The 18,485-nt window shown below is 71.2% G+C and carries 18 protein-coding genes and 1 tRNA gene; 11 read left to right on the forward strand and 8 right to left on the reverse strand.

Annotation, left to right across the window (positions count from 1 at the left end; translation table 11 throughout):
* Positions 1 to 79 precede the first annotated feature (79 nt).
* Genes mshD through BLU20_RS13235 form a run of 3 tightly spaced genes read left to right on the forward strand, consistent with a single transcriptional unit; the run spans position 80 to position 4,324 of the window.
* A complete protein-coding gene (mshD, locus tag BLU20_RS13225; RefSeq protein ID WP_083372808.1) occupies positions 80 to 1,009 on the forward strand; it encodes a mycothiol synthase in 930 nt (309 codons plus the stop codon).
* A 43-nt stretch (positions 1,010 to 1,052) separates the two neighbouring features.
* A complete protein-coding gene (locus BLU20_RS13230) occupies positions 1,053 to 3,305 on the forward strand; it encodes an RNA degradosome polyphosphate kinase (RefSeq protein ID WP_083372809.1) in 2,253 nt (750 codons plus the stop codon).
* Positions 3,305 to 4,324 (forward strand): NUDIX domain-containing protein, encoded by a 1,020-nt coding sequence (locus BLU20_RS13235; protein ID WP_231959231.1) that lies wholly within the window; start codon positions 3,305 to 3,307, stop codon positions 4,322 to 4,324. The genes BLU20_RS13230 and BLU20_RS13235 overlap by 1 nt, the downstream gene beginning before the upstream one ends.
* A gap of 9 nt (positions 4,325 to 4,333) precedes the next feature.
* On the opposite strand, the gene BLU20_RS13240 is transcribed toward BLU20_RS13235, so the two are convergent.
* From BLU20_RS13240 to BLU20_RS13250, 3 genes are all read right to left on the reverse strand, one after another.
* Positions 4,334 to 5,338: an inorganic phosphate transporter gene (locus BLU20_RS13240; RefSeq protein ID WP_083372810.1), complete on the reverse strand. Its 1,005-nt coding sequence runs from the start codon at positions 5,336 to 5,338 to the stop codon at positions 4,334 to 4,336.
* A 4-nt stretch (positions 5,339 to 5,342) separates the two neighbouring features.
* Entirely contained in the window at positions 5,343 to 5,963 is a 621-nt protein-coding gene (locus BLU20_RS13245; RefSeq protein ID WP_029251977.1) for a DUF47 domain-containing protein, read from the reverse strand.
* 275 nt (positions 5,964 to 6,238) lie between these two features.
* Positions 6,239 to 6,838 (reverse strand): hypothetical protein, encoded by a 600-nt coding sequence (locus BLU20_RS13250; RefSeq protein WP_083372811.1) that lies wholly within the window; start codon positions 6,836 to 6,838, stop codon positions 6,239 to 6,241.
* A gap of 125 nt (positions 6,839 to 6,963) precedes the next feature.
* Here BLU20_RS13250 and BLU20_RS13255 point away from each other — a divergent pair, with 125 nt between their 5' ends.
* The 3 genes from BLU20_RS13255 (at position 6,964) to BLU20_RS13265 (ending at position 9,523) form a co-directional block, all read left to right on the forward strand.
* Positions 6,964 to 7,425, forward strand: a complete 462-nt coding sequence (locus tag BLU20_RS13255) for a MarR family winged helix-turn-helix transcriptional regulator (RefSeq protein WP_083372812.1) — start codon at positions 6,964 to 6,966, stop codon at positions 7,423 to 7,425.
* Positions 7,426 to 7,438: 13 nt separating this feature from the next.
* Positions 7,439 to 9,025 (forward strand): MFS transporter, encoded by a 1,587-nt coding sequence (locus BLU20_RS13260; protein ID WP_331713058.1) that lies wholly within the window; start codon positions 7,439 to 7,441, stop codon positions 9,023 to 9,025.
* A 78-nt stretch (positions 9,026 to 9,103) separates the two neighbouring features.
* A complete protein-coding gene (locus BLU20_RS13265; protein WP_029251973.1) occupies positions 9,104 to 9,523 on the forward strand; it encodes a phage holin family protein in 420 nt (139 codons plus the stop codon).
* A 67-nt stretch (positions 9,524 to 9,590) separates the two neighbouring features.
* Here the strand turns inward: BLU20_RS13265 and msrB are convergent, their stop codons facing one another.
* Together msrB and BLU20_RS13275 are read right to left on the reverse strand one after the other, a co-directional pair.
* Positions 9,591 to 9,998, reverse strand: a complete 408-nt coding sequence (msrB, locus tag BLU20_RS13270) for a peptide-methionine (R)-S-oxide reductase MsrB (protein ID WP_172829081.1) — start codon at positions 9,996 to 9,998, stop codon at positions 9,591 to 9,593.
* Between the two features lie 43 nt (positions 9,999 to 10,041).
* Positions 10,042 to 11,493, reverse strand: coding sequence for a DEAD/DEAH box helicase (locus BLU20_RS13275; RefSeq protein ID WP_083372814.1), 1,452 nt, complete (start codon positions 11,491 to 11,493; stop codon positions 10,042 to 10,044).
* 187 nt (positions 11,494 to 11,680) lie between these two features.
* Between BLU20_RS13275 and BLU20_RS13280 the strand changes: the two genes are divergently transcribed.
* The 3 genes from BLU20_RS13280 to BLU20_RS13290 are packed head-to-tail and all read left to right on the forward strand — an operon-like array spanning position 11,681 to position 13,564.
* Positions 11,681 to 12,421, forward strand: a complete 741-nt coding sequence (locus tag BLU20_RS13280; protein ID WP_083372815.1) for a M50 family metallopeptidase — start codon at positions 11,681 to 11,683, stop codon at positions 12,419 to 12,421.
* A gap of 34 nt (positions 12,422 to 12,455) precedes the next feature.
* Positions 12,456 to 12,860 (forward strand): DoxX family protein, encoded by a 405-nt coding sequence (locus BLU20_RS13285; RefSeq protein ID WP_083372816.1) that lies wholly within the window; start codon positions 12,456 to 12,458, stop codon positions 12,858 to 12,860.
* Positions 12,857 to 13,564 (forward strand): hypothetical protein, encoded by a 708-nt coding sequence (locus BLU20_RS13290; RefSeq protein ID WP_083372817.1) that lies wholly within the window; start codon positions 12,857 to 12,859, stop codon positions 13,562 to 13,564. Before BLU20_RS13285 ends, BLU20_RS13290 begins: the two co-directional genes overlap by 4 nt.
* A gap of 60 nt (positions 13,565 to 13,624) precedes the next feature.
* Here BLU20_RS13290 and BLU20_RS13295 read toward each other — a convergent pair whose 3' ends face one another.
* Positions 13,625 to 13,906 carry an iron-sulfur cluster biosynthesis family protein gene (locus tag BLU20_RS13295; protein WP_083372818.1) on the reverse strand — a complete coding sequence of 94 codons (282 nt, stop codon included), beginning with the start codon at positions 13,904 to 13,906 and terminating at the stop codon, positions 13,625 to 13,627.
* A 228-nt stretch (positions 13,907 to 14,134) separates the two neighbouring features.
* Here BLU20_RS13295 and BLU20_RS13300 point away from each other — a divergent pair.
* Positions 14,135 to 14,206 (forward strand) — tRNA-Lys (locus tag BLU20_RS13300).
* A 20-nt stretch (positions 14,207 to 14,226) separates the two neighbouring features.
* On the opposite strand, the gene BLU20_RS13305 is transcribed toward BLU20_RS13300, so the two are convergent.
* Complete coding sequence (locus BLU20_RS13305) at positions 14,227 to 15,609, reverse strand: glycosyltransferase family 2 protein (RefSeq protein WP_083372819.1); 1,383 nt, start codon at positions 15,607 to 15,609, stop codon at positions 14,227 to 14,229.
* Positions 15,610 to 15,745: 136 nt separating this feature from the next.
* On the opposite strand from BLU20_RS13305, the gene BLU20_RS13310 reads away from it, so the two are divergent.
* On the forward strand, positions 15,746 to 16,516 hold the full coding sequence (locus BLU20_RS13310) for a glycerophosphodiester phosphodiesterase (protein WP_083373084.1): 771 nt from the start codon (positions 15,746 to 15,748) through the stop codon (positions 16,514 to 16,516).
* Between the two features lie 5 nt (positions 16,517 to 16,521).
* Here BLU20_RS13310 and BLU20_RS14070 read toward each other — a convergent pair whose 3' ends face one another.
* Entirely contained in the window at positions 16,522 to 18,390 is a 1,869-nt protein-coding gene (locus tag BLU20_RS14070) for a mechanosensitive ion channel family protein (RefSeq protein ID WP_231959233.1), read from the reverse strand.
* Positions 18,391 to 18,485 lie beyond the last annotated feature (95 nt).

Genomic DNA, 18,485 nt, shown 5'->3' on the forward strand with positions numbered 1-18,485 from the left:
CTCGGCGTCGTCGTTCCGGGGAGCGGTCGTCATTCCGGGGACCGGTCGTCGTTCCGGGAAACAGTGGTGTGATGGGGGCATGCGCCCTGACCTGGAGATCGGCCCGCCCGACGACGCCACCGCGACCGCCGTCCGCACCCTCGCCGCCGCAGCAGCCGCGGCCGACGGGGTCCCGCCGCTGTCCGAGCAGCCCCTGCTCAACCTCCGCACGGACAGCGCCGACCTGACCCACGCCGTCGTGCGCGTGGGTGACGACGTCGTGGGATACGCCCAGGTCGACCGGGGGGCGGACCCCGCGTCGGCCGAGCTCGTGGTCCACCCCGACCACCGACGCCGCGGGCTCGGCACGACGCTCCTGCGCACCGCCGTCCGCGACGCTCGCCTGCCCGCCCGCTCCGGGGCGCCCGGACGACGCAGCGGCCGGCTTCACGTCTGGGCCCACGGCTACGTCCCGGCCGCGCAGGCGTTCGCGGCCGCACTCGGGTGGGAGCCGGTCCGTGACCTCCGCATCCTCGAGCGAGCGCTGTCCCCCGCCGACTCAGACCCGCAGTTCCCGGACGGGCTCCGCCTGCGCACCGCACGCCCGAACGACGACGCGGCCTGGCTCGACCTGAACTCCCGGGCGTTCGCCGACCACCCCGAGCAGGGTCGGACGACGCAGGCAGACCTCGACGCCCGTCGGGCCGAGGCGTGGTTCCGGGAGGACGGGCTGCGGCTCCTCGTCCCCGACGACGGCGCGCCGCTGGGTTTCATCTGGACCAAGGTCGATCCCGAGAACCCGTCCGAGGGTGAGATCTACGTCGTCGGCGTCGACCCGGCGGCCCAGGGACGCGGTCTCGGCAGGGCGCTGACGATCGCCGGTCTGGCGCAGCTGGCAGCGCGGGGATGCACGACGGCGGTGCTGTACGTCGACGGCGACAACGCCGCAGCCGTGCACACGTACGCCGCGCTCGGATTCGACGCCCGAGCGACGGACGTCCAGCTGGCTCCGTCGGCGACGCGCGAGTGATCTTGTCACCCGCCGTTCACACGATGGTGTCAGGATAAGCAGCATGAGCGACTCGACCGCGCCGCGGACCATGGACCCGGAACTCGCTGCGTACATCGCCGAGCACATCGCCGAGGAGCCGGAGCCCGAGCACGAGGGTCCCACGCGTGCTCCGCTGCCGGACGACCGCTTTGCGGACCGCGAGATCAGCTGGCTCGCGTTCAACGAGCGCGTGCTCGAGCTCGCGGAGGACGACCGGCAGCCGATGCTGGAGCGCGTGCGCTTCCTGTCGATCTTCGCCTCGAACCTCGACGAGTTCTTCATGGTGCGCGTGGCCGGTCTCAAGCGGCGCATCGCCACCGGGCTCGCGGTGACCGCGGCGTCCGGGCTGAGCCCGCGCGAGGTCCTTGAGGCGATCAGCGTCCGGGCGCAGGACCTGATGGCCCGCCACGCCCAGGTCTTCCGCGACTCGGTCCAGCCGGCCCTCGCGTCCGAGGGGATCACGCTCGTCCACTGGGACGAGCTGGAGGCCAAGGAGCAGGACCGCCTGCACAAGTTCTTCCGCAAGCGGATCTTCCCGGTGCTGACCCCGCTCGCGGTCGACCCGGCGCACCCGTTCCCGTACATCTCGGGACTCTCGCTGAACCTCGCGGTCCTCGTCGCCAACCCGACGACCAACAAGGAGCACTTCGCGCGGGTGAAGGTGCCGCCGCTCCTGCCGCGATTCATCGCCGTCGACGCCAAGGGCCGTCCGAGCGAACCGACGTCGTCGCCGGTCGCGGCGGGCAAGCCGATGTCGTACGTGCCTCTCGAGGAGGTCATCGCCCAGCACCTGGACCAGCTGTTCCCCGGGATGGAGGTGCGCGAGCACCACACGTTCCGGGTGACCCGCAACGAGGACGTCGAGGTGGAGGAGGACGACGCCGAGAACCTTCTCAAGGCGATGGAGAAGGAGCTGCTGCGCCGCCGTTTCGGACCGCCCGTGCGGCTCGAGCTCGCGACGGGCATCAGCGCCCGCATCCGCTCGCTGCTGGTCCGCGAGCTCGGCGTCGCCGAGCACGAGGTCTACGAGCTCCCGGCGCCGCTGGACCTGACCGGGCTCAACGTCATCGCGGACCTCGACCGTGCCGACCTGCACTTCCCGCCGTTCGTCCCGACGACGCACCGGCTGCTCGCCGAGGTCGAGAGCGCCAGCCCGACCAACGTCTTCGCCGCGATCCGGCAGCAGGACATCCTGCTGCACCACCCGTACGACTCCTTCTCGACGTCGGTCCAGACGTTCCTGGAGCAGGCCGCGGCCGACCCCGCGGTCCTCGCGATCAAGCAGACGCTGTACCGCACGTCCGGGGACTCGCCGATCGTCGACGCGCTGATCGACGCGGCCGAGGCCGGGAAGCAGGTCCTCGCCCTCGTCGAGATCAAGGCCAGGTTCGACGAGCAGGCCAACATCTCCTGGGCCCGCAAGCTCGAGCAGGCAGGTGTGCACGTCGTCTACGGCATCGTCGGCCTCAAGACCCACTGCAAGCTCTCGCTCGTCGTCCGGCAGGAGGAGGACGGGCTGCGGCGGTACTGCCACGTCGGGACGGGCAACTACCACCCGAAGACCGCCCGCCTGTACACGGACCACGGCCTGCTGACGGCGTCGACCGAGGTCGGGCAGGACCTGACCCGGCTGTTCAACCAGCTCAGCGGCTACGCCCCGACGTCGCGCTTCCACCGGCTCCTCGTCGCCCCGCGCACGGTCCGCAGCGGCCTCGTCGAGCGCATCGAGCGCGAGGCCGACGCCGCCCGCCAGGGGCACGAGGCCTGGATCAAGATCAAGGTGAACTCTGCGGTCGACGAAGCCACGATCGACGCGCTCTACCGGGCGTCGCAGGCCGGCGTGCAGGTCGACCTCGTGGTGCGCGGCATCTGCGCGCTGCGTCCCGGGGTGCCGGGCCTGAGCGAGAACATCCGCGTGCGGTCGATCCTCGGGCGGTTCCTCGAGCACTCGAGGATCTACGGCTTCGCCAACTCGGTCGGCCCCGCCATCGGCGACGGACCGGACTCGGGCCCCGAGGTCTTCATCGGCTCCGCCGACCTGATGCACCGCAACCTCGACCGTCGCGTCGAGGCCCTCGTCCGGATCAGCGAGCCGAGCCAGATCAACGAGCTGATCGACCTGGTCGACGTGTCGATGGACGAGAACACCTCGTCCTGGCGCCTCGAGGACGACACCTGGTCGCGGCGCTCGCGGGACGAGCACGGCGAGCCGTTGCGAGACCTGCAGTCGAGCCTCGTCAAGCGTCAGCGGCGGCGCACCACGGCAGGCCGCTAGTGCCCGCCTCCGCCAAGGCCTCGCCGCTGCACGAGCCGATCCGACCGGCCCCGGTGGAGCACGCTCCCGTGGTGGAGACCGCGGGGGCACTGGTCTGGCGCGTGCGCCAGGACGCCCTGCAGGTCCGACTGATCCACCGCCCGCGGTACGACGACTGGTCGTGGCCGAAGGGCAAGCTCGACACCGGAGAGGCGTTCCCGACGGCCGCCGCGCGCGAGGTCGCGGAGGAGACCGGCGCCCCCGTCTCCCTCGGGGTCCCGCTGCCGGGTCTGCAGTACCTGACGAGCGACGGCAGCGTGAAGCGCGTGCACTACTGGGCGGCGCGGCGCGCTCCTCGCCGGTCGGCGCCCGTGACCGCCCGCGCACCTGTCTCCGACGTCGACCCGCAGGAGATCGACGACGTCGTCTGGCTCGACGTCGCGGAGGCGTCGGCGCGCCTGACGCGAGCCGTGGACCGCGGGCCGCTCGAAGCACTCGTCGAGGAGCACGAGAACGGTCGCCTCGACACGCATGCGGTCGTCATCGCCCGTCACGGCCGCGCCGAGGCGCGCTCGCGGTGGGTCGGCGGCGAGCAGGACCGCCCGTTGACGCCGATCGGCCACGCCCAGGCCGTGGCGGCTGTCCCGGTGCTCGCCGCCTACGGCGTCGAGGCGGTGGCGACGAGCATGTGGGAGCGCTGCTCGGCCACGATCTCCCCGTACGCCCAGGCGGCCGACGTCGACACGGCTCGCTACGAGACGTTCACCGAGGCGCACCACGAGCGCAAGCCTGGCCGAGTGGCGGCCGCGGTCCGCGCGATGCTGGAGTCGCGCCGCTCGTCGGTGCTGTGCACCCACCGGCCGGTGCTCCCCACGGTGCTGGACGTGCTTGGCCAGCACGCACGTCGCTCCGTCGCGGACATGCTGCCGACGGTCGACCCGTTCCTCGAGCCCGGCGAGATGATCGTCGCGCACGTCGCGCAGATGAAGAGCGGTCCGCGCGTGGTGGCCGCGGAGATCGCCGCGCCACCGCTGTACTGAACGCTCCGCTCAGACCATGATCGGCGCGAGCACGAAGTAGACGGCGGCGGCGACGAGTGCAGCCGCGGGGATGGTCAGCACCCAGGCCCCCGCGATGTTCTTGGCGACGCCCCAGCGCACGGCGGACAGCCGCTTGGTGGCGCCGACCCCCATGATGGCCGACGTGATGGTGTGCGTCGTCGAGACGGGCGCGTGCAGGATGAACGCGTTGGCGTAGAGCACGAGCGCCGAGACCGACTCCGCGACGAACCCGCGGGCCGGGTCGAGCTCGATGATCCGGCGGCCGAGGGTCCGCATGATGCGCCAGCCGCCCGCGTAGGTCCCCAGGGAGATGGCGGTGGCGGCGGAGATCTTGACCCAGAACGGGATCTCCCCGTTGTCCTCGTGGTAGCCGCCCGCGACGAGCGCGAGGAGGATGACGCCCATCGTCTTCTGGGCGTCCTGCAGCCCGTGGCCGAGGGCCATCGCGGCGGCGGAGGCCGTCTGCGCGATCCGGAAGCGACGGTACGTCTTGTGCGGGTTGGCCCGGCGGAAGATCCAGAGCAGCGCGACCATCGCGAGGTAGGCGCCGAAGAAGCCGATCAGGGGCGAGAAGATCATCGGGAGGACGACCTTGTCGACGATCGCGCTCCAGTAGACCGTGATCCCCGAGGCGATCCCGACGCCGGTGAGCCCGCCGATGATGGCGTGCGTCGAGGACGACGGCAGGCCCAGCCACCAGGTGATGAGGTTCCACGTGATGGCGCCGATCAGCCCGCAGAGCACGATGACGAGGCCCTGGTGGGCCGGCGCGTCGTCGATCGCGATGATCTCCTCGGCGATCGTCGTCGCGACCTCGGTGCCGAGCATCGCGCCGACGAGGTTGAAGAAGGCTGCCATGAGGAGCGCGGCGCGGGGGGTGAGCGCGCGGGTGGAGACGGACGTCGCGATGGCGTTGGCGGCGTCGTGAAACCCGTTCGTGTAGTCGAACGAGAGCGCGACCACCACGACGATGATGACGAGTGCGAGCTCCACGGGCTCAAGACTCCTTGAGCACGATGGTCTCGACGGTGTTGGCGACCTTCTCGAAGGCGTCGGCCGCCTCCTCGAGGATCTCGACGATCTCCTTGAGCTTCATCAGCAGGATCGGGTCGGTGATCTCGTCGAAGAGCTGCGCGATGAGCTTGCGGTGGATCTTGTCGGCCTGGTTCTCGAGCCGGTTGACCTCGATCCAGTAGTCCTCGAGGTCGTCCATCGTCCGCAGCTTCGGCATGGCCTCGCAGGTCAGCTCGGACGCCCGCTCGAGGACCTGGACCTGCTCGGAGACCCGCCGCGGGATCTCGTCGATCTTGTACAGGACGATGAGGTCGGCGGCCTCCTCCATGCAGTCCATGCAGTCGTCGAGCGCCGAGGCGAGGTTGTAGATGTCGTCACGGTCGAACGGCGTCACGAAGGTCTGGTTGAGCATCTTCATGATCGCGTGGGTCGAGTCGTCGGCGGCGTGCTCGGCGTCGTTGAGCTTCTTGGCGATGGCCTTCCGTCCCGGCCGGTCTGCCCCGAGGAGCTCGGAGAGCAGCTTGGAGCCGTCCACCAGGTGCTGGGCCGACTCCGTGAGGAGATCGAAGTACGACGTTTCTCGGGGGGTGAGTCGAAATCGCACGGGGCGCTCCGGTCCGACGCAGGAAGTGAGGTCGGGTTCAGCCTAGGGCAGCAGTTCCCTGACGAGGAATTCAGCCCGTGTTCACCGTGCGTTCACCGATCGACGCGCCGATCGAGAGGCGAGGAAGAGGTACGACGCCGGACCGGGAGCGCCTCTCGGCGGGTGGCCACTCGTAGTGGCTCAAGATGGAGCCCGGGGCTACCGCGGCCCGACGTCGTCCGTCCACGGTACGCCTGCCGCGCCGGTGAACGAAAGCGGGGCGGACGCGATCCGTGTCACTCCAGCATCCCGGCCCGCCAGAGCGCCCCGGCGTGCTCGAGCTCCTCGGCCGTGCGAAGCAGCGCGGAGGCTCCGTGGGTCATGCGGGAGGCGGCGAGGTCGTCCGAGGCCTCCCGGGCGTCGGCGTCGTGCGCGGCACCCGCCGCGAGGATCCGGCAGAACGCGCCGGCGCGCTCGAGCGCCACGTCGAGGTCTCCGGTGAAGACGCCGGACAGGACCGCGTCGGCGAGGTCGCAGAGGTCGTCCGGGCCGGGTGGCGTCACCGCGCCGGCGACGACCTCCGAGACCGGGGCGGCCCCGACCCCGAGCCGGTACCTGAGGGTGACCGTCTGCGGGTCGTGCCGTACCCACGTGCGCAGGACGTAGAGCCGCCACAGCGCGCCCGGCAGGGTGTTGGAGGCGGCGTCCGCCCACAGCCCGGCGACGACGTCGAGCCCCTCGTCCTCGACGAGGCGCACGAGCCGGTCGATGACCGCAGGGTCCTCGCTCGCCCTCCCCCGGTGCACGACGACGGCTGCCGTCGTGTGGGCGATCTCCTCGCGGTCTGCGGGCGCGAGGTCGCCGGGAATCTCCTGGGCGGCGTTCTGGTCGAGCATCGCAGGACGACGTGGTCGGTGTTCCATCCCTCCAGCATGCCCCCGGGACGGGCCATCAGGCGAGACGGATTTCTTGCATGCTGCAAGCAATATATCTATCCTGGGCGACGACCCCGGAGGACGACATGACCACTGAGACCACCGACGCCGTCGGACCGCACGGCGGACGCACCGTCGACCTGCTGCGCGCCCTCGACGAGTTCGCCCGGACGCAGCGCGACATCGGCAACCGCATGGCCGCCGACCTCGGCCTGCAACGTTCCACGCTCACCGTGCTCCGCATCCTGGAACGCGAGGGCTCCCTGCCCCTCGGCGACCTCGCGGCCGCTCTTCGTGTCGACCTCTCGGTGGCCAGCCGCCACGTCAACGCGCTCGTCGAGCGGGGGTACGTCGACCGTGAGGTCTGCGCGACGGACCGACGGGTGCGCCTCCTGACGCTCACCGGGACGGGCCACGCGACCGTGCGACGCATCTCCGAGGTCGGAGCAGAGATCGTCGCCGCCACCTTCACCTCCTGGACCGACACCGAGATCGACGACGCGGTCGCGGTCGTCACCCGGGTCACCGAAGCCCTGCAGAACGCCTGACGAAAGAGAACTGTTGACCACGCCACCCTCAGCCCCCGCCACCACCCCCGGCACGGGCATGACGCATCGCCAGACCCTGGAAGCGCTCTCGGGAATCCTGCTCGGGATGTTCGTCTCCGTGCTCGCGACGACCGTCGTCTCCTCCTCCCTCCCCCGCATCGTCAGCGACCTCGACGGGTCCCAGGAGTCGTTCACCTGGGTCGTCACCGCGACCCTGCTGACGACGACGGTCTCCACCCCGCTGTGGGGCAAGCTCGCCGACCTCGTCGACCGCAAGCTTCTCGTCCAGATCGCGCTGACGATCGCCGTCGTCTCCTCCGCGCTCGCGGGGCTCTCGCAGAACGTCGGGACGCTCATCACGTTCCGCGCGTTCCAGGGCCTGGGAGCCGGCGGCCTGACGGCTCTGTCGACCGTCCTGATCGCCGACATCATCTCCCCGCGCGAGCGCGGCCGGTACATGGGGATCCTCGGCTCCGTGATGGGCATCAGCATGGTGGGTGGCCCGCTCCTCGGCGGCGTCATCACCGACTCGATCGGATGGCGCTGGAACTTCTACGTCGGCCTGCCGTTCGCCATCGCGGCGATCGTCGTCCTGCAGCGCACCCTCCGGCTCCCCGGCGTCCCGCGCCGCCGCGTCTCGATCGACATCTGGGGCGCGGTCCTGATCGCGACCGGGATCTCCCTCCTGCTGCTGTGGGTGACCTTCGCCGGCCACGACTTCGACTGGGCCTCGTGGCAGACCGCGGCGATGCTCGGCGGGTCCGCGCTGACGCTCGTGGCCGCCGTCTTCGTCGAGAAGCACGCGGCGGAGCCGATCATCCCGCTCGCGCTCTTCCGCAACCGCACCCTCGTCCTCGCGGTGATCGCGTCCGTCGCGGTCGGTCTCGCGATGATCGGCACGTCCGTGTTCCTCAGCCAGTACATGCAGATCGCCCGGGGCAAGACCCCGACCGAGTCCGGGCTGATGACCATCCCGATGGTCTTCGGGCTCTTCGCGGTCTCCACCGTCGTCGGCCAGCTGATCTCGCGCACGGGCCGGTACAAGGGCTTCATGATCGCCGGGGGCGTCGTCCTGACGACCGGCCTGCTGCTCCTGTCGAGGATCGACTACGAGACGAGCTTCGTCGTCGTCGGCGCCTACCTCATGATCCTCGGCGCGGGAGTCGGCGCCCTGATGCAGAACCTCGTCCTGGCCGTCCAGAACACGTTGTCGATCTCGGAGATAGGCTCCGGGACCGCGATGATCGCGTTCTTCCGCACCCTCGGGGGCGCGATCGGCATCTCCGCGCTCGGGGCCGTCCTCTCGCACCAGGTCACGGCGTCGATCACCACCGGGCTTGCCGAGCTCGGGGTCCCCGCGTCCGCGATGGACGGGGGGACCGGCTCGATCCCCGACGTCACGGCGCTGCCCGAGGCCGTCCGGACCGTGGTGGAGAAGGCCTACGGCGACGGGATCGCCCACATCTTCCTCGTCGCGGCCCCGCTCGCGGTGATCGCGACGATCGCGATCATCTTCATGAAGGAGATCCCGCTCGGCACGAGGTCAGGCGTCGAGCAGCTCCTCGAAGAACAGGCCGACGCCGTCGCACCCGGCGCGTGAGCCGACCGGACCCCGACGGCACCCTCGGACCGGCGCGTCAGCGCGCGCCGGTCCGTCGACCGGACTAGCATCCGGCGCATGGTCAAGTTCCTGCTCCGCACCCTCGTCTTCGTCCTCGCCGCCGCGGTCGGCATCGTCCTGACCGACTGGATCTTCGGCATCTTCGACCTGTCGACGTTCGACGTCCACTGGTCCGACCCGGTCGGCTTCATCCTCGCGATCGTCATCTTCGCGCTCGCGCAGGCGATCCTGTCGCCGTTCATCGCCAAGGCGGCCCGCAACAACGCCCCGGCGCTGCTGGGCGGTGTCGGTCTGCTCTCCACCTTCATCGCGCTGCTGATCGCGGCCCTCGTCAGCGACGGGCTCGAGATCGGCGGCTGGGCCGGCTGGATCCTCGGCCCGATCATCGTCTGGCTCGTCTCCATGGTCGCCACGCTCGTCCTCCCGGTCTTCCTCCTCAAGGAGGGGGCGGAGAACCGCAAGGACGGCGACGACTGACAGCACTCACCGCAGGAACGCGACGAGGCCCGGACGGAGATCCGTCCGGGCCTCGTGCTGTGCCGACCTACTCGTCGGGGGTGAAGCTCAGGCTCACCGAGTTCATGCAGTAGCGGTCGCCCGTGGGCGTCTGCGGGGCGTCCGGGAACACGTGGCCCAGGTGCGACCCGCAACGGCGGCAGCGCACCTCGGTGCGTCGCATGCCGAGCGTGTTGTCCTCGAGGAGCTCGACGGCGTCGGACTCCTTCGGCGCGTAGAAGCTCGGCCACCCGCAGTGGGAGTCGAACTTCGTCTCGGCGCGGAACAGCTCCTGCCCGCAGCCTCGACAGGTGTAGAGCCCCTCGCGAGACTCGTGGAGCAGCTCACCGGTGCCGGCACGCTCGGTCCCGGCGCGGCGCAGCACCGCGAACTCCTGCTCGCTGAGCTTCTCGCGCCACTGCTGGTCGGTCCATGTCACGTCGTACGTCAATTGCATCGCCTCCACCCTCTCCAACCGGCGAGGGTGGCCGTGCATTCCCTCAGCCCTGGCGCGGCGCGCCCGCAGGGCGACCGGAGCGGCCACCGCGACGACGGCCACCGCCGCCGCCCGAGGTCGACGAGCCCGCAGGTGCTCCCGCGCGCCCTCCGCTCGAGCGACCGGTGCCGGCGTGCCCTGCACCCGACTGGCCGCCGCTCGCGCGACCCGACGACGAGCGCGGCGCGCCGGAACGACCGCCGGAGCGTCCGCCTCCGGACCGTGCGGGCTGGCCGCTCTTGGGCTTGCGAGCCTGCTGCTGCGGGGCCTGGACCGGTGCCGGCTTCACGTACGGCGCGACCTCGCCCACGAGGGCCTTGATCGTGTCGTCACCCGGCGCCGCGGGCTTCGGCTGCGCCGAGATGCGGGCCTTGCGGGTCAGGTCGCGGACATCGCCGCGCTGCTCGGGGAGCATGACGGTCACGACGACGCCCTCCTCGCCGGCACGCGCCGTCCGGCCCGAACGGTGCAGGTACGCCTTGTGCTCGGCGGGCGGGTCGACGTGGACGACGAGCTCGATCTCGTCGACGTGGATGCCGCGTGCCGCGATGTCGGTCGCGACCATCACCTTGACAGAGCCGTCGGAGAACGCGGCGAGGTTGCGCTCGCGTGCGCCTTGCCCGAGGTTGCCGTGCAGGTCCACGGCGGGCACGCCCTGGGCGGTGAGCTGCTTGGCGAGCTTCTTGGCCTGGTGCTTGGTGCGCATGAACAGGATGCGGCGGCCGGTGCCCGAGGCGAGCTCGCGCACGACCTCCTTCTTGGCGTCCGCGTCGCGCACCGCGAGGATGTGGTGCGTCATCTTGGGCGGAGCCGAGGCGGCGTCGTCCACCGAGTGGCGCACGGGGTTGTTCAGGTACAGCTTGACGAGCTGGTCCACGCCGTTGTCGAGCGTCGCCGAGAACAGCATGCGCTGGCCGACCTTCGGGGTGCGCGCCATGATGCGCTTGACGCCGGGCAGGAACCCGAGGTCGGCCATGTGGTCGGCCTCGTCGAGGACCGTGATCTCGATGCCGTCGAGCGTCAGGACACGCTGGTTCAGCAGGTCCTCCAGACGCCCGGGGCACGCGATGACCACGTCGACGCCCGCGTTGAGCGCGGTGACCTGACGCGACTGGGCGACGCCGCCGAAGATCGTCGTCGTCACGAGCCCGAGCGCCTTGGCGATCGGCTCCATCGTGGCGTTGATCTGGTTGGCGAGCTCACGCGTCGGGCAGAGCACCAGCGCACGGGGACGGCGCGGCTGGCGCGACGTGCCGGCGCCGTCGAGTCGCGAGACGAGCGGCAGGGAGAACGCGAGCGTCTTCCCGGACCCGGTGCGCCCACGGCCGAGCACGTCGCGGCCCTGGAGCGAGTCCGGGAGCGTGGCGGTCTGGATGGGGAACGGAGCGTCGATGCCCTGGCGCGACAGCTCGCGGACGACAGGGGTGGGTAGGCCGAAATCGGCAAAGGTAGTCACAGAAAGTATCGCCTCTCGAGGCAGCAAAGTGCTGGGTCGGGATCCGCCGCACGACAATCCGGGGGGATCTCTACGACGCGGGGCGCGCAGGTGTGCGCAGCCCTCGTCCTGACATCATGACACGTCCGGCGCCGGATCGGGGACGACTGTGACCCGACGCACCCGTCGCCCGGCAACGTGTGGTTGCATGACGCGCGTGGAAGATGCCCTCAGATCCGTCGGCGACGTCGTCAGCACCATCTGGACGGCAGCGACCTCACCGGTCGCCGTCCCCGACCAGACACTGGCCCTCGCGACCGCCGCGGTCGCCCTCGCCGTCGTCCTGGTCACCCCGGTCTGGAGGGTGGCCCGTCACGTCGTCACGATCGCCCACGAGGGCGGGCACGGGGTCATGGCCCTGCTGACCGGACGCAAGCTCTCCGGCATCCGTCTCCACTCGGACACGTCCGGCCTCACCGTCTCGTCCGGACGCCCCCGTGGCATCGGGATGATCCTGACCGCCGCCGCCGGCTACACCGCCCCGGCCCTGATCGGTCTCGGCGCGGCCGCCCTGCTCGAGGCGGGGTACGCCGTCGGACTGCTGTGGCTGCTCGTGCTGCTCCTCGCGCTCCTCCTGCTCCAGATCCGCAACTGGTTCGGGCTCTGGTCCGTCCTCGTCAGCGGTGCGGCGCTCGTCGGCGTGTCCTGGTTCCTGGACGCCGAGACGCAGACGGCCGTCGCCGCCACCGTCACGTGGTTCCTCCTGCTCGGCTCGGTCCGGCCCGTGCTCGAGATGCAGGCGCAGCGCCGCCGGGGCCGCGGGGGCCGGTCGGACGCAGACCTGCTCGCCCGCATCACACCGCTGCCCGGGCTCGCCTGGGTCGGGATCTTCCTGGTGGTGACCGTCGCCTGCGTCGTCGTCGGCGGCCGGTGGATCCTCGGGTACTGACGCGCCGGGGCCCTCGGGTCGATAGCCTCGGGGTATGGCTCGACTCCCGGACGTCCTCGCCACCTCGCTCAGCGTCGGCCTCGCCGCCGCCGGGGTGCTGCACCTTGCCCGCCCTCGCGTCTTCGAGTCGCTGATCCCGCCCGCGCTCGGCAGCCCGCGCCCCTGGGTGGTCGGCAGCGGTGTCGCCGAGCTGGCGTGCGCCGCTGCCGTCGCCGTGCCCACCACGCGCCGCGCGGGCGGGTACGCGACGGCCGCCCTGTTCGTCGCCGTCTTCCCCGGCAACGTGCAGATGGCCCTGAACTCCCGGGAGAACGCCCGGCACTGGTCCCAGAACCGGGCGATCGCGTGGGGTCGCCTGCCCGGGCAGGTCCCCCTGGTGCTCTGGGCGCTGCGCGTCGCCCGGACCGCCCCCGCCCGCGCGACGGCGGTCGGCGCGTGAGGGGGCGGGCGCGCGTCGCGCTCGTCGCCGCGGTCGGCGTCGCTGCCACGACCCTGGCCCTCGCGGGATGCTCCGAGGGCATGGGTGGGCCGACGGGGTCGGGCGAGGTGTCGATCTCTGACGACGGCGTGACCCAGGCCTACCTGCTCGTCGAGGGCGGGGCCGACCGGCTCGAGATCAGCGCGGACGCCGACGACGGCACGCTCGTCGACGTCGCCGGGACCGACACGAACAAGCCGCCGTCGAGCGAGTCCATCGACGTCGACGCGGACGTCGACGAGGCGCTCGCCGTGCGGGCGGACGGCGGGACGATCGAGGTCCACGTCTCCCCGACGTCGTCGTGGACGATCGAGATCGAGGCCGGGACCGAGACGTTCGTCGCCGACTTCACCGACGCGACGCTCGATCGCCTGGCGATCAAGAACGGCTCCTCGGACGGGACGATCCGGCTCTCGACGCCCGACGCCGTCGTGCCGATCGAGCAGACCGCGGGGTTCAGCTCGCTCACGCTCGAGGTGGAGTCCGGCACCCCGGTGCGCTGGACGACCTCCGCCGGGGCCGGAGAGATCGACTTCCTCGGGGACGTCACCGAGGGAGCCGAGGCAGGCCTCGAACTGACGTCCGACGCGTTCGACGAGTCCCAGCCCTACGTCGACCTGCGCAGCTCCGCGGGACTCGGCAAGCTGACCGTCTCCGACGAGTAGCCCAGGACGCACGAACGGCGGGCCACCCGAGGGTGACCCGCCGCCGTCCTCAGTCTGGGACTAGCCCTGAGGGGAAAGCACGAACGCAGGACCCTCTGCTGCGGGGTCGCTGTCAAGCGTGAGGTTGTCCAGGCTCACAGAAGCCTGCTGGTCCACGAACACGCGGGCCTGGCCGTTCTCGACCACCGCGTCCTCCGGCTCAGGGCTGGGCACGAGCGCGAGCTCGAAGCTGCCCTCCTGCGCCTGAGACGCCGCGATCCGCAGGCCTCCGCCCTCGGGGACGCCCGCCTGGGTGGCGAGCTCGGTCACAGCAGTGCTGGCGTTGTCAGTCAGGGTAAGCACGAGAGCTCCTCTCGTCGCCGGACGGACCCACGGAACACCTGTCGGTGCACCCGTCCATGGGCCTCTCGGACACCAACCACCGAATCAACCACAGCCGCTCGTGGCAAGCCCGGACACGAGAATCGGCCGAACCTCTCACCCATCAAGACCCCGCGTGACGCGGGCGCCGTCGCCGGTTACCGTACGCGCGAGGGCTGCACGTAGGGTGGTCTCGGACCACGCGGTCCAGGGCCTCTAGCTCAATGGTAGAGCTGCGGACTTTTAATCCGTAGGTTCCGGGTTCGAGCCCCGGGGGGCCCACCCGCAGCACGTCGCCGGACTCAGGCCGCGGCCCCGTACCCGTCGTCGAGGCTCGGGCCACCCGGCCCCGCCGACTCCTGCGGCACGGCGTCCTTGACCGGCTCGCGCGCGGTCTTGGCCCAGCTCGACCGCCCCATCAGCTGCCGGAAGAGCGCGCGCCAGACCACCGGGTACATCACGAACGCGTAGAGCAGGTACGGGACGAATGCGAGGATCGACCGCAGGAAGGCCTTGAAAGATCCTCCCCGCCCGAGAACTCCCAGCGTCACCGGCCCAAGGCCCGCGACGAGGAGGCCGACCATCACGGGCAGCTCCCGCGGAATGATCGCCACTCCCTCGACGGCCCCCAGCCAGAGCGCGAGCAGCATCGCGACGGCCATCAGGGACTGGATGACCGGGATCAGCAGGTAGAACAGCGCGTCCGCCCGTGCCGGGAGCGCGACGTGCTTCATCGAGCCCGGGAGGCTGGGCAGCAGATCCAGAACCTGCCAGCCCCCCTGCGCCCACCGGGTGCGCTGCCGGTAGAGGCGGCGCAGGTTCGAGACGCCCTGCTGGTCGACGACGGAGCGCATCGACTGCTCCCCGCGCCAGCCCGCCTGGATCATCCGGACACCGAGGTCCTGGTCCTCGGTCAGACGGTCCTTCCACGGGCCGCGTTCGACGCCGCCCGGCATGTGGTCGTCGGTCGCCAGGTCGTCCAGCGTGGACAGGCGGTTGAACTGCCCGTTGCCGCCCATGTTCGCGGTGCCCCACCGGGACCGTCCCATCTGCATGACGTTGCCGAAGACGGAGAACTCGATCCCCTGGGCCCACGTCAGCGGGTGGTCGTCGTTGTAGATCCGCACGGCCGACTGCAGGCCGCCGACCCGCGGGTCCGCGAAGTGGTGCGCGAGGGCCGAGGGCGCGTCCGGGTCGAGCCGGCCGTCGGCGTCGACGACGCCGAAGATGATCCGGTCCGACGGGATGTGCGCGAGCTCGGTCCGCACCATCTCCCAGGCCTGGTCGAGCACGGCAGCCTTGCCGGTCCGTGCCCGAGGGAGCTCGCGGCGCACGACGTGCAGCCCGGGCACGTCGAGCCCCGCGAGGATCTGCGGGGTGGCGTCCTCGGACGCGTCGTCGACCACGATGATGTGCCGGTGCGTCGCCCGCACGGCAGCCAGGCGCGAGACGGAGTCCGCGATCGTCACCTCCTCGTCCATCGCGGGGACGACGAACACCCACACGAAGTCGGCCTCAGAGGCGGTGGAGTCGGTCTCGAAGCGGCGGAGCCTACGGCGCTCCAGCATCGCGGACCATGCCAGGGTGGCCGTCCAGCCGACCGAGCCGAGGGCCACCACCAGGAAGAAGGTCAGGATGATCTGCAGTCCTGGGGCGAGCCCGGCATAGAGTTCGAACCCGCTCATGAAAACGCTTTCAGACACATCACGGCGGAGAGACTACGCAGGCGATTTCAAGGAATTGCTGCCGATCAGGTGTGATCTGATGCGGTCGCGGTGAGGGTCGTGTGCGAGCCGGTCAAACGGCTGATTTACTGCTGTGATGCAGGCCTCTCTCGTGCCCCAGATCTTCGCTCACCGCGGCAACTCCTCCGTCGCACCGCAGAACACCCTCGCCTCGTTCGAGGCGGCGTGGCGCACGGGCGTCCACGGCATCGAGACGGACCTGAGGCTCACCGCCGACGGGATCCCCGTCGTCATCCACGACCGCACGGTCGACAGGACGACCGACGGGAACGGCCGGGTCGCGGACCTGACGCTGGAGCAGGTCCGCGCCCTCGACGCCGGGATCGGATTCTCTCCGGCCTACGCCGGCCAGCAGGTCCCGACCTTCGACGAGCTCGTCGCGTTCTTGCTCGTCCGGCCCGACCTCGACGTGCTGCTCGAGCTCAAGGGTCGGTGGACCGCCAGTGAGGTCTCGCCGGTGCTCGACGCGGTCGCCGACGCGGGCATCGCCGGTCGCATCGTCGCCCAGGGCTTCGACCCCGCGACAGTCCGCGCGATCGCGACCGTCGCCCCGACGCTCCGGCGCGGCTGGCTCGTGGAGGACCCCGCCGTCGACGTCGTCGCGACGGCCCGCGACCTCGACGTCTGGACGTGCAACCCCCGGCACGACCTCGCCGCCCAGGACCCCGGTCTCGTCGACCGGCTCCACGACCTCGGCTGCAAGGTCATGGTCTGGACCGCGAACACGGAGGAGTCGTGGCGCTGGGCTCTCGACGCCGGTGTCGAGGGCGTCGTCACCGACCACCCGGACCGCCTGCGCGGGTGGCTGGCTGGCGTCTCGGCCCGCCAGGCCCCGAGCCTGCTCTGAGGGGCTCAGCCGCCCTCTCCGTCGCCTCCCCCGTCGCCGTCGCCGTCGCCGCGGTTGCCCGTGACGTCACCGTCACGCGGCGCACGACGCCGGCGCTCCTCCTCGTCGTCCCCGTCCGGGTGGTCCTCGTCGTCGGACTCGTAGCGCTCCGCGATCTCCTCACGCTGCGCGTACACCTCCTCGCCGGGCCCCCCGAACGCCTTCGACCGCTCGACGCCCTCGTCCGTCCCGGAGAACAGAGCCGACTCCGACGCCGAGTTCTCGCCCGTCAGGATCGCTGCCGTGTTCATGGCAGCTGTCCCCGTGGACGCCTCGCTCGTCCGGACCGACGACGTCGAGCCCGCGGCTCTCGGGTCGACGGGCGCCGCGGGCACGTCGTCGCGCGGCGCGTCGGCGACGGTCTCGGCGCCGTCCGCGGGGTGGGCAGCTCCCTCTGAGCCATCGGGCACCTCTGCGCCGGGTGCGTGGGTCCGGCCCACGACCTCGTCGTTCCCGCTCGACCCGGCGCCGGACGACGGAACCGCCTGGTCGGCATCGAGCACGACGGTCTCCGCGGCGCTGGGGTCCGGCGGCAGGTTGCGGGACAGCACGGCCTTGCGGCGGGGCACGCGACGAGGGCCACGGCGACGCGCTGCGTGCTCGTCCGGCACCACCGGCTCCGCAGCCTCGCTCGCGAGCGGAGAGTCCGCCGTCGCCGACTCTCGGCGCTCCGTGCCCGACCCGTCCTCCGCGGCCGGAGCGTCGGCGAGATCGCCCTGTCGGGCGAGCGCCACGGGGGCGACGTCGACCGCCTCGTCCTCACCGGGCGGGATGGCGAGCGGTACGTCGGCGCGCTCCAGCGCCTCCCCGACGCGGACGCGGGGCAGCGCCTCGGGCGCGGCGCGCTGGAGCCAGTCGACCATCCCCTCACGGACGTAGCAGCGCAGGTCGAACAGGGTCGGCGCGTCCGCGGCCGAGACCGTGGCACGCACCTGGACGTATCCCTGGACCGCCTCGGTCACCTGCAGGACGCCGACACGATGGTCCCAGAGCGGCGTCTGGGCCAACAGGTCCTTGAGCGCTCCGCGCATCGCCGCGACGGGAGCCTCCCAGTCGAGGTCGAGCTCGACCGTACCGAGCAGCTCGGACCGCCGTCGCGTCCAGTTCTCGAACGGCGTGGTGGTGAAGTACGTCGACGGGAGGATGAGTCGCCGGTCGTCCCAGACGTGCACGACCACGTACGTCATCGTGATCTCCTCGATCCGACCCCACTCCCCCTCGAGCACGACGACGTCGTCCTGCCGGATCGCGTCGGTGAAGGCGATCTGCATACCGGCGAACACGTTGGCCAGGGACGTCTGAGCGGCGAGACCGGCGACGATCGAGAGCAGACCGGCCGAGGCGAAGACGCTGGCTCCCGCCACGCGCGCCGCCGGGAAGGTCATCAGGATCCCTGCGATCGCGCAGAGCACGAGGAGCGCGACCGTCAGGCGTCGCACGACGGTCACCTGCGTCCGGATCCTCCGAGAGTGCCGGTCGTCGAACCCGTCGCCGGGCGAGTAGCGGCGCAGCATCCGGTCCTCGAAGACGAACGCGAGCGCGCCGACGGCCCACGCGCCGACGGCGATCAGCACGATCGTCAGCAGGTGCAGCAGCGGCCCGCGCCACCAGATCTCCGACTCTCCCTCGGCCAGGTCGGCCGCCGCCGGGACGGAGACCCGCACCGCCACGATGAGTGCGACCACCATGAGGACCGCCCGGATCGGACGCCGCAGGCGCAGGGCCAGGTCACGCATCAGGCGGCTGCGCTTGCCAAGACGCCTGATCAGGAAGCCCGCGACGGCGACGAACACCATCGCGATCAGCAGGCCGACGGCAGCCGCGACGAGCGTCACGCCGACACTGTAGGCATCTTGCACCGCTTCAGGAATGTCAGGATCGTCCATGGTCCTCACCCTAGGGTCGCTGGGGCGTGGCTCGCAGAATCTTG

This window comes from Paraoerskovia marina (genome assembly GCF_900105445.1).
Lineage (GTDB): Bacteria > Actinomycetota > Actinomycetes > Actinomycetales > Cellulomonadaceae > Paraoerskovia > Paraoerskovia marina.

Bases quoted from the DNA above. Each gene is read 5' to 3' on its own strand.
- mshD (WP_083372808.1), top strand. From the start codon at position 80: ATGCGCCCTGACCTGGAGATCGGCCCGCCCGACGACGCCACCGCGACC.
- BLU20_RS13230 (WP_083372809.1), top strand. From the start codon at position 1,053: ATGAGCGACTCGACCGCGCCGCGGACCATGGACCCGGAACTCGCTGCG.
- BLU20_RS13250 (WP_083372811.1), bottom strand. From the start codon at position 6,838: ATGCTCGACCAGAACGCCGCCCAGGAGATTCCCGGCGACCTCGCGCCC.
- BLU20_RS13255 (WP_083372812.1), top strand. From the start codon at position 6,964: ATGACCACTGAGACCACCGACGCCGTCGGACCGCACGGCGGACGCACC.
- BLU20_RS13265 (WP_029251973.1), top strand. From the start codon at position 9,104: ATGGTCAAGTTCCTGCTCCGCACCCTCGTCTTCGTCCTCGCCGCCGCG.
- msrB (WP_172829081.1), bottom strand. From the start codon at position 9,998: ATGCAATTGACGTACGACGTGACATGGACCGACCAGCAGTGGCGCGAG.
- BLU20_RS13280 (WP_083372815.1), top strand. From the start codon at position 11,681: ATGACGCGCGTGGAAGATGCCCTCAGATCCGTCGGCGACGTCGTCAGC.
- BLU20_RS13285 (WP_083372816.1), top strand. From the start codon at position 12,456: ATGGCTCGACTCCCGGACGTCCTCGCCACCTCGCTCAGCGTCGGCCTC.
- BLU20_RS13305 (WP_083372819.1), bottom strand. From the start codon at position 15,609: ATGAGCGGGTTCGAACTCTATGCCGGGCTCGCCCCAGGACTGCAGATC.
- BLU20_RS13310 (WP_083373084.1), top strand. From the start codon at position 15,746: ATGCAGGCCTCTCTCGTGCCCCAGATCTTCGCTCACCGCGGCAACTCC.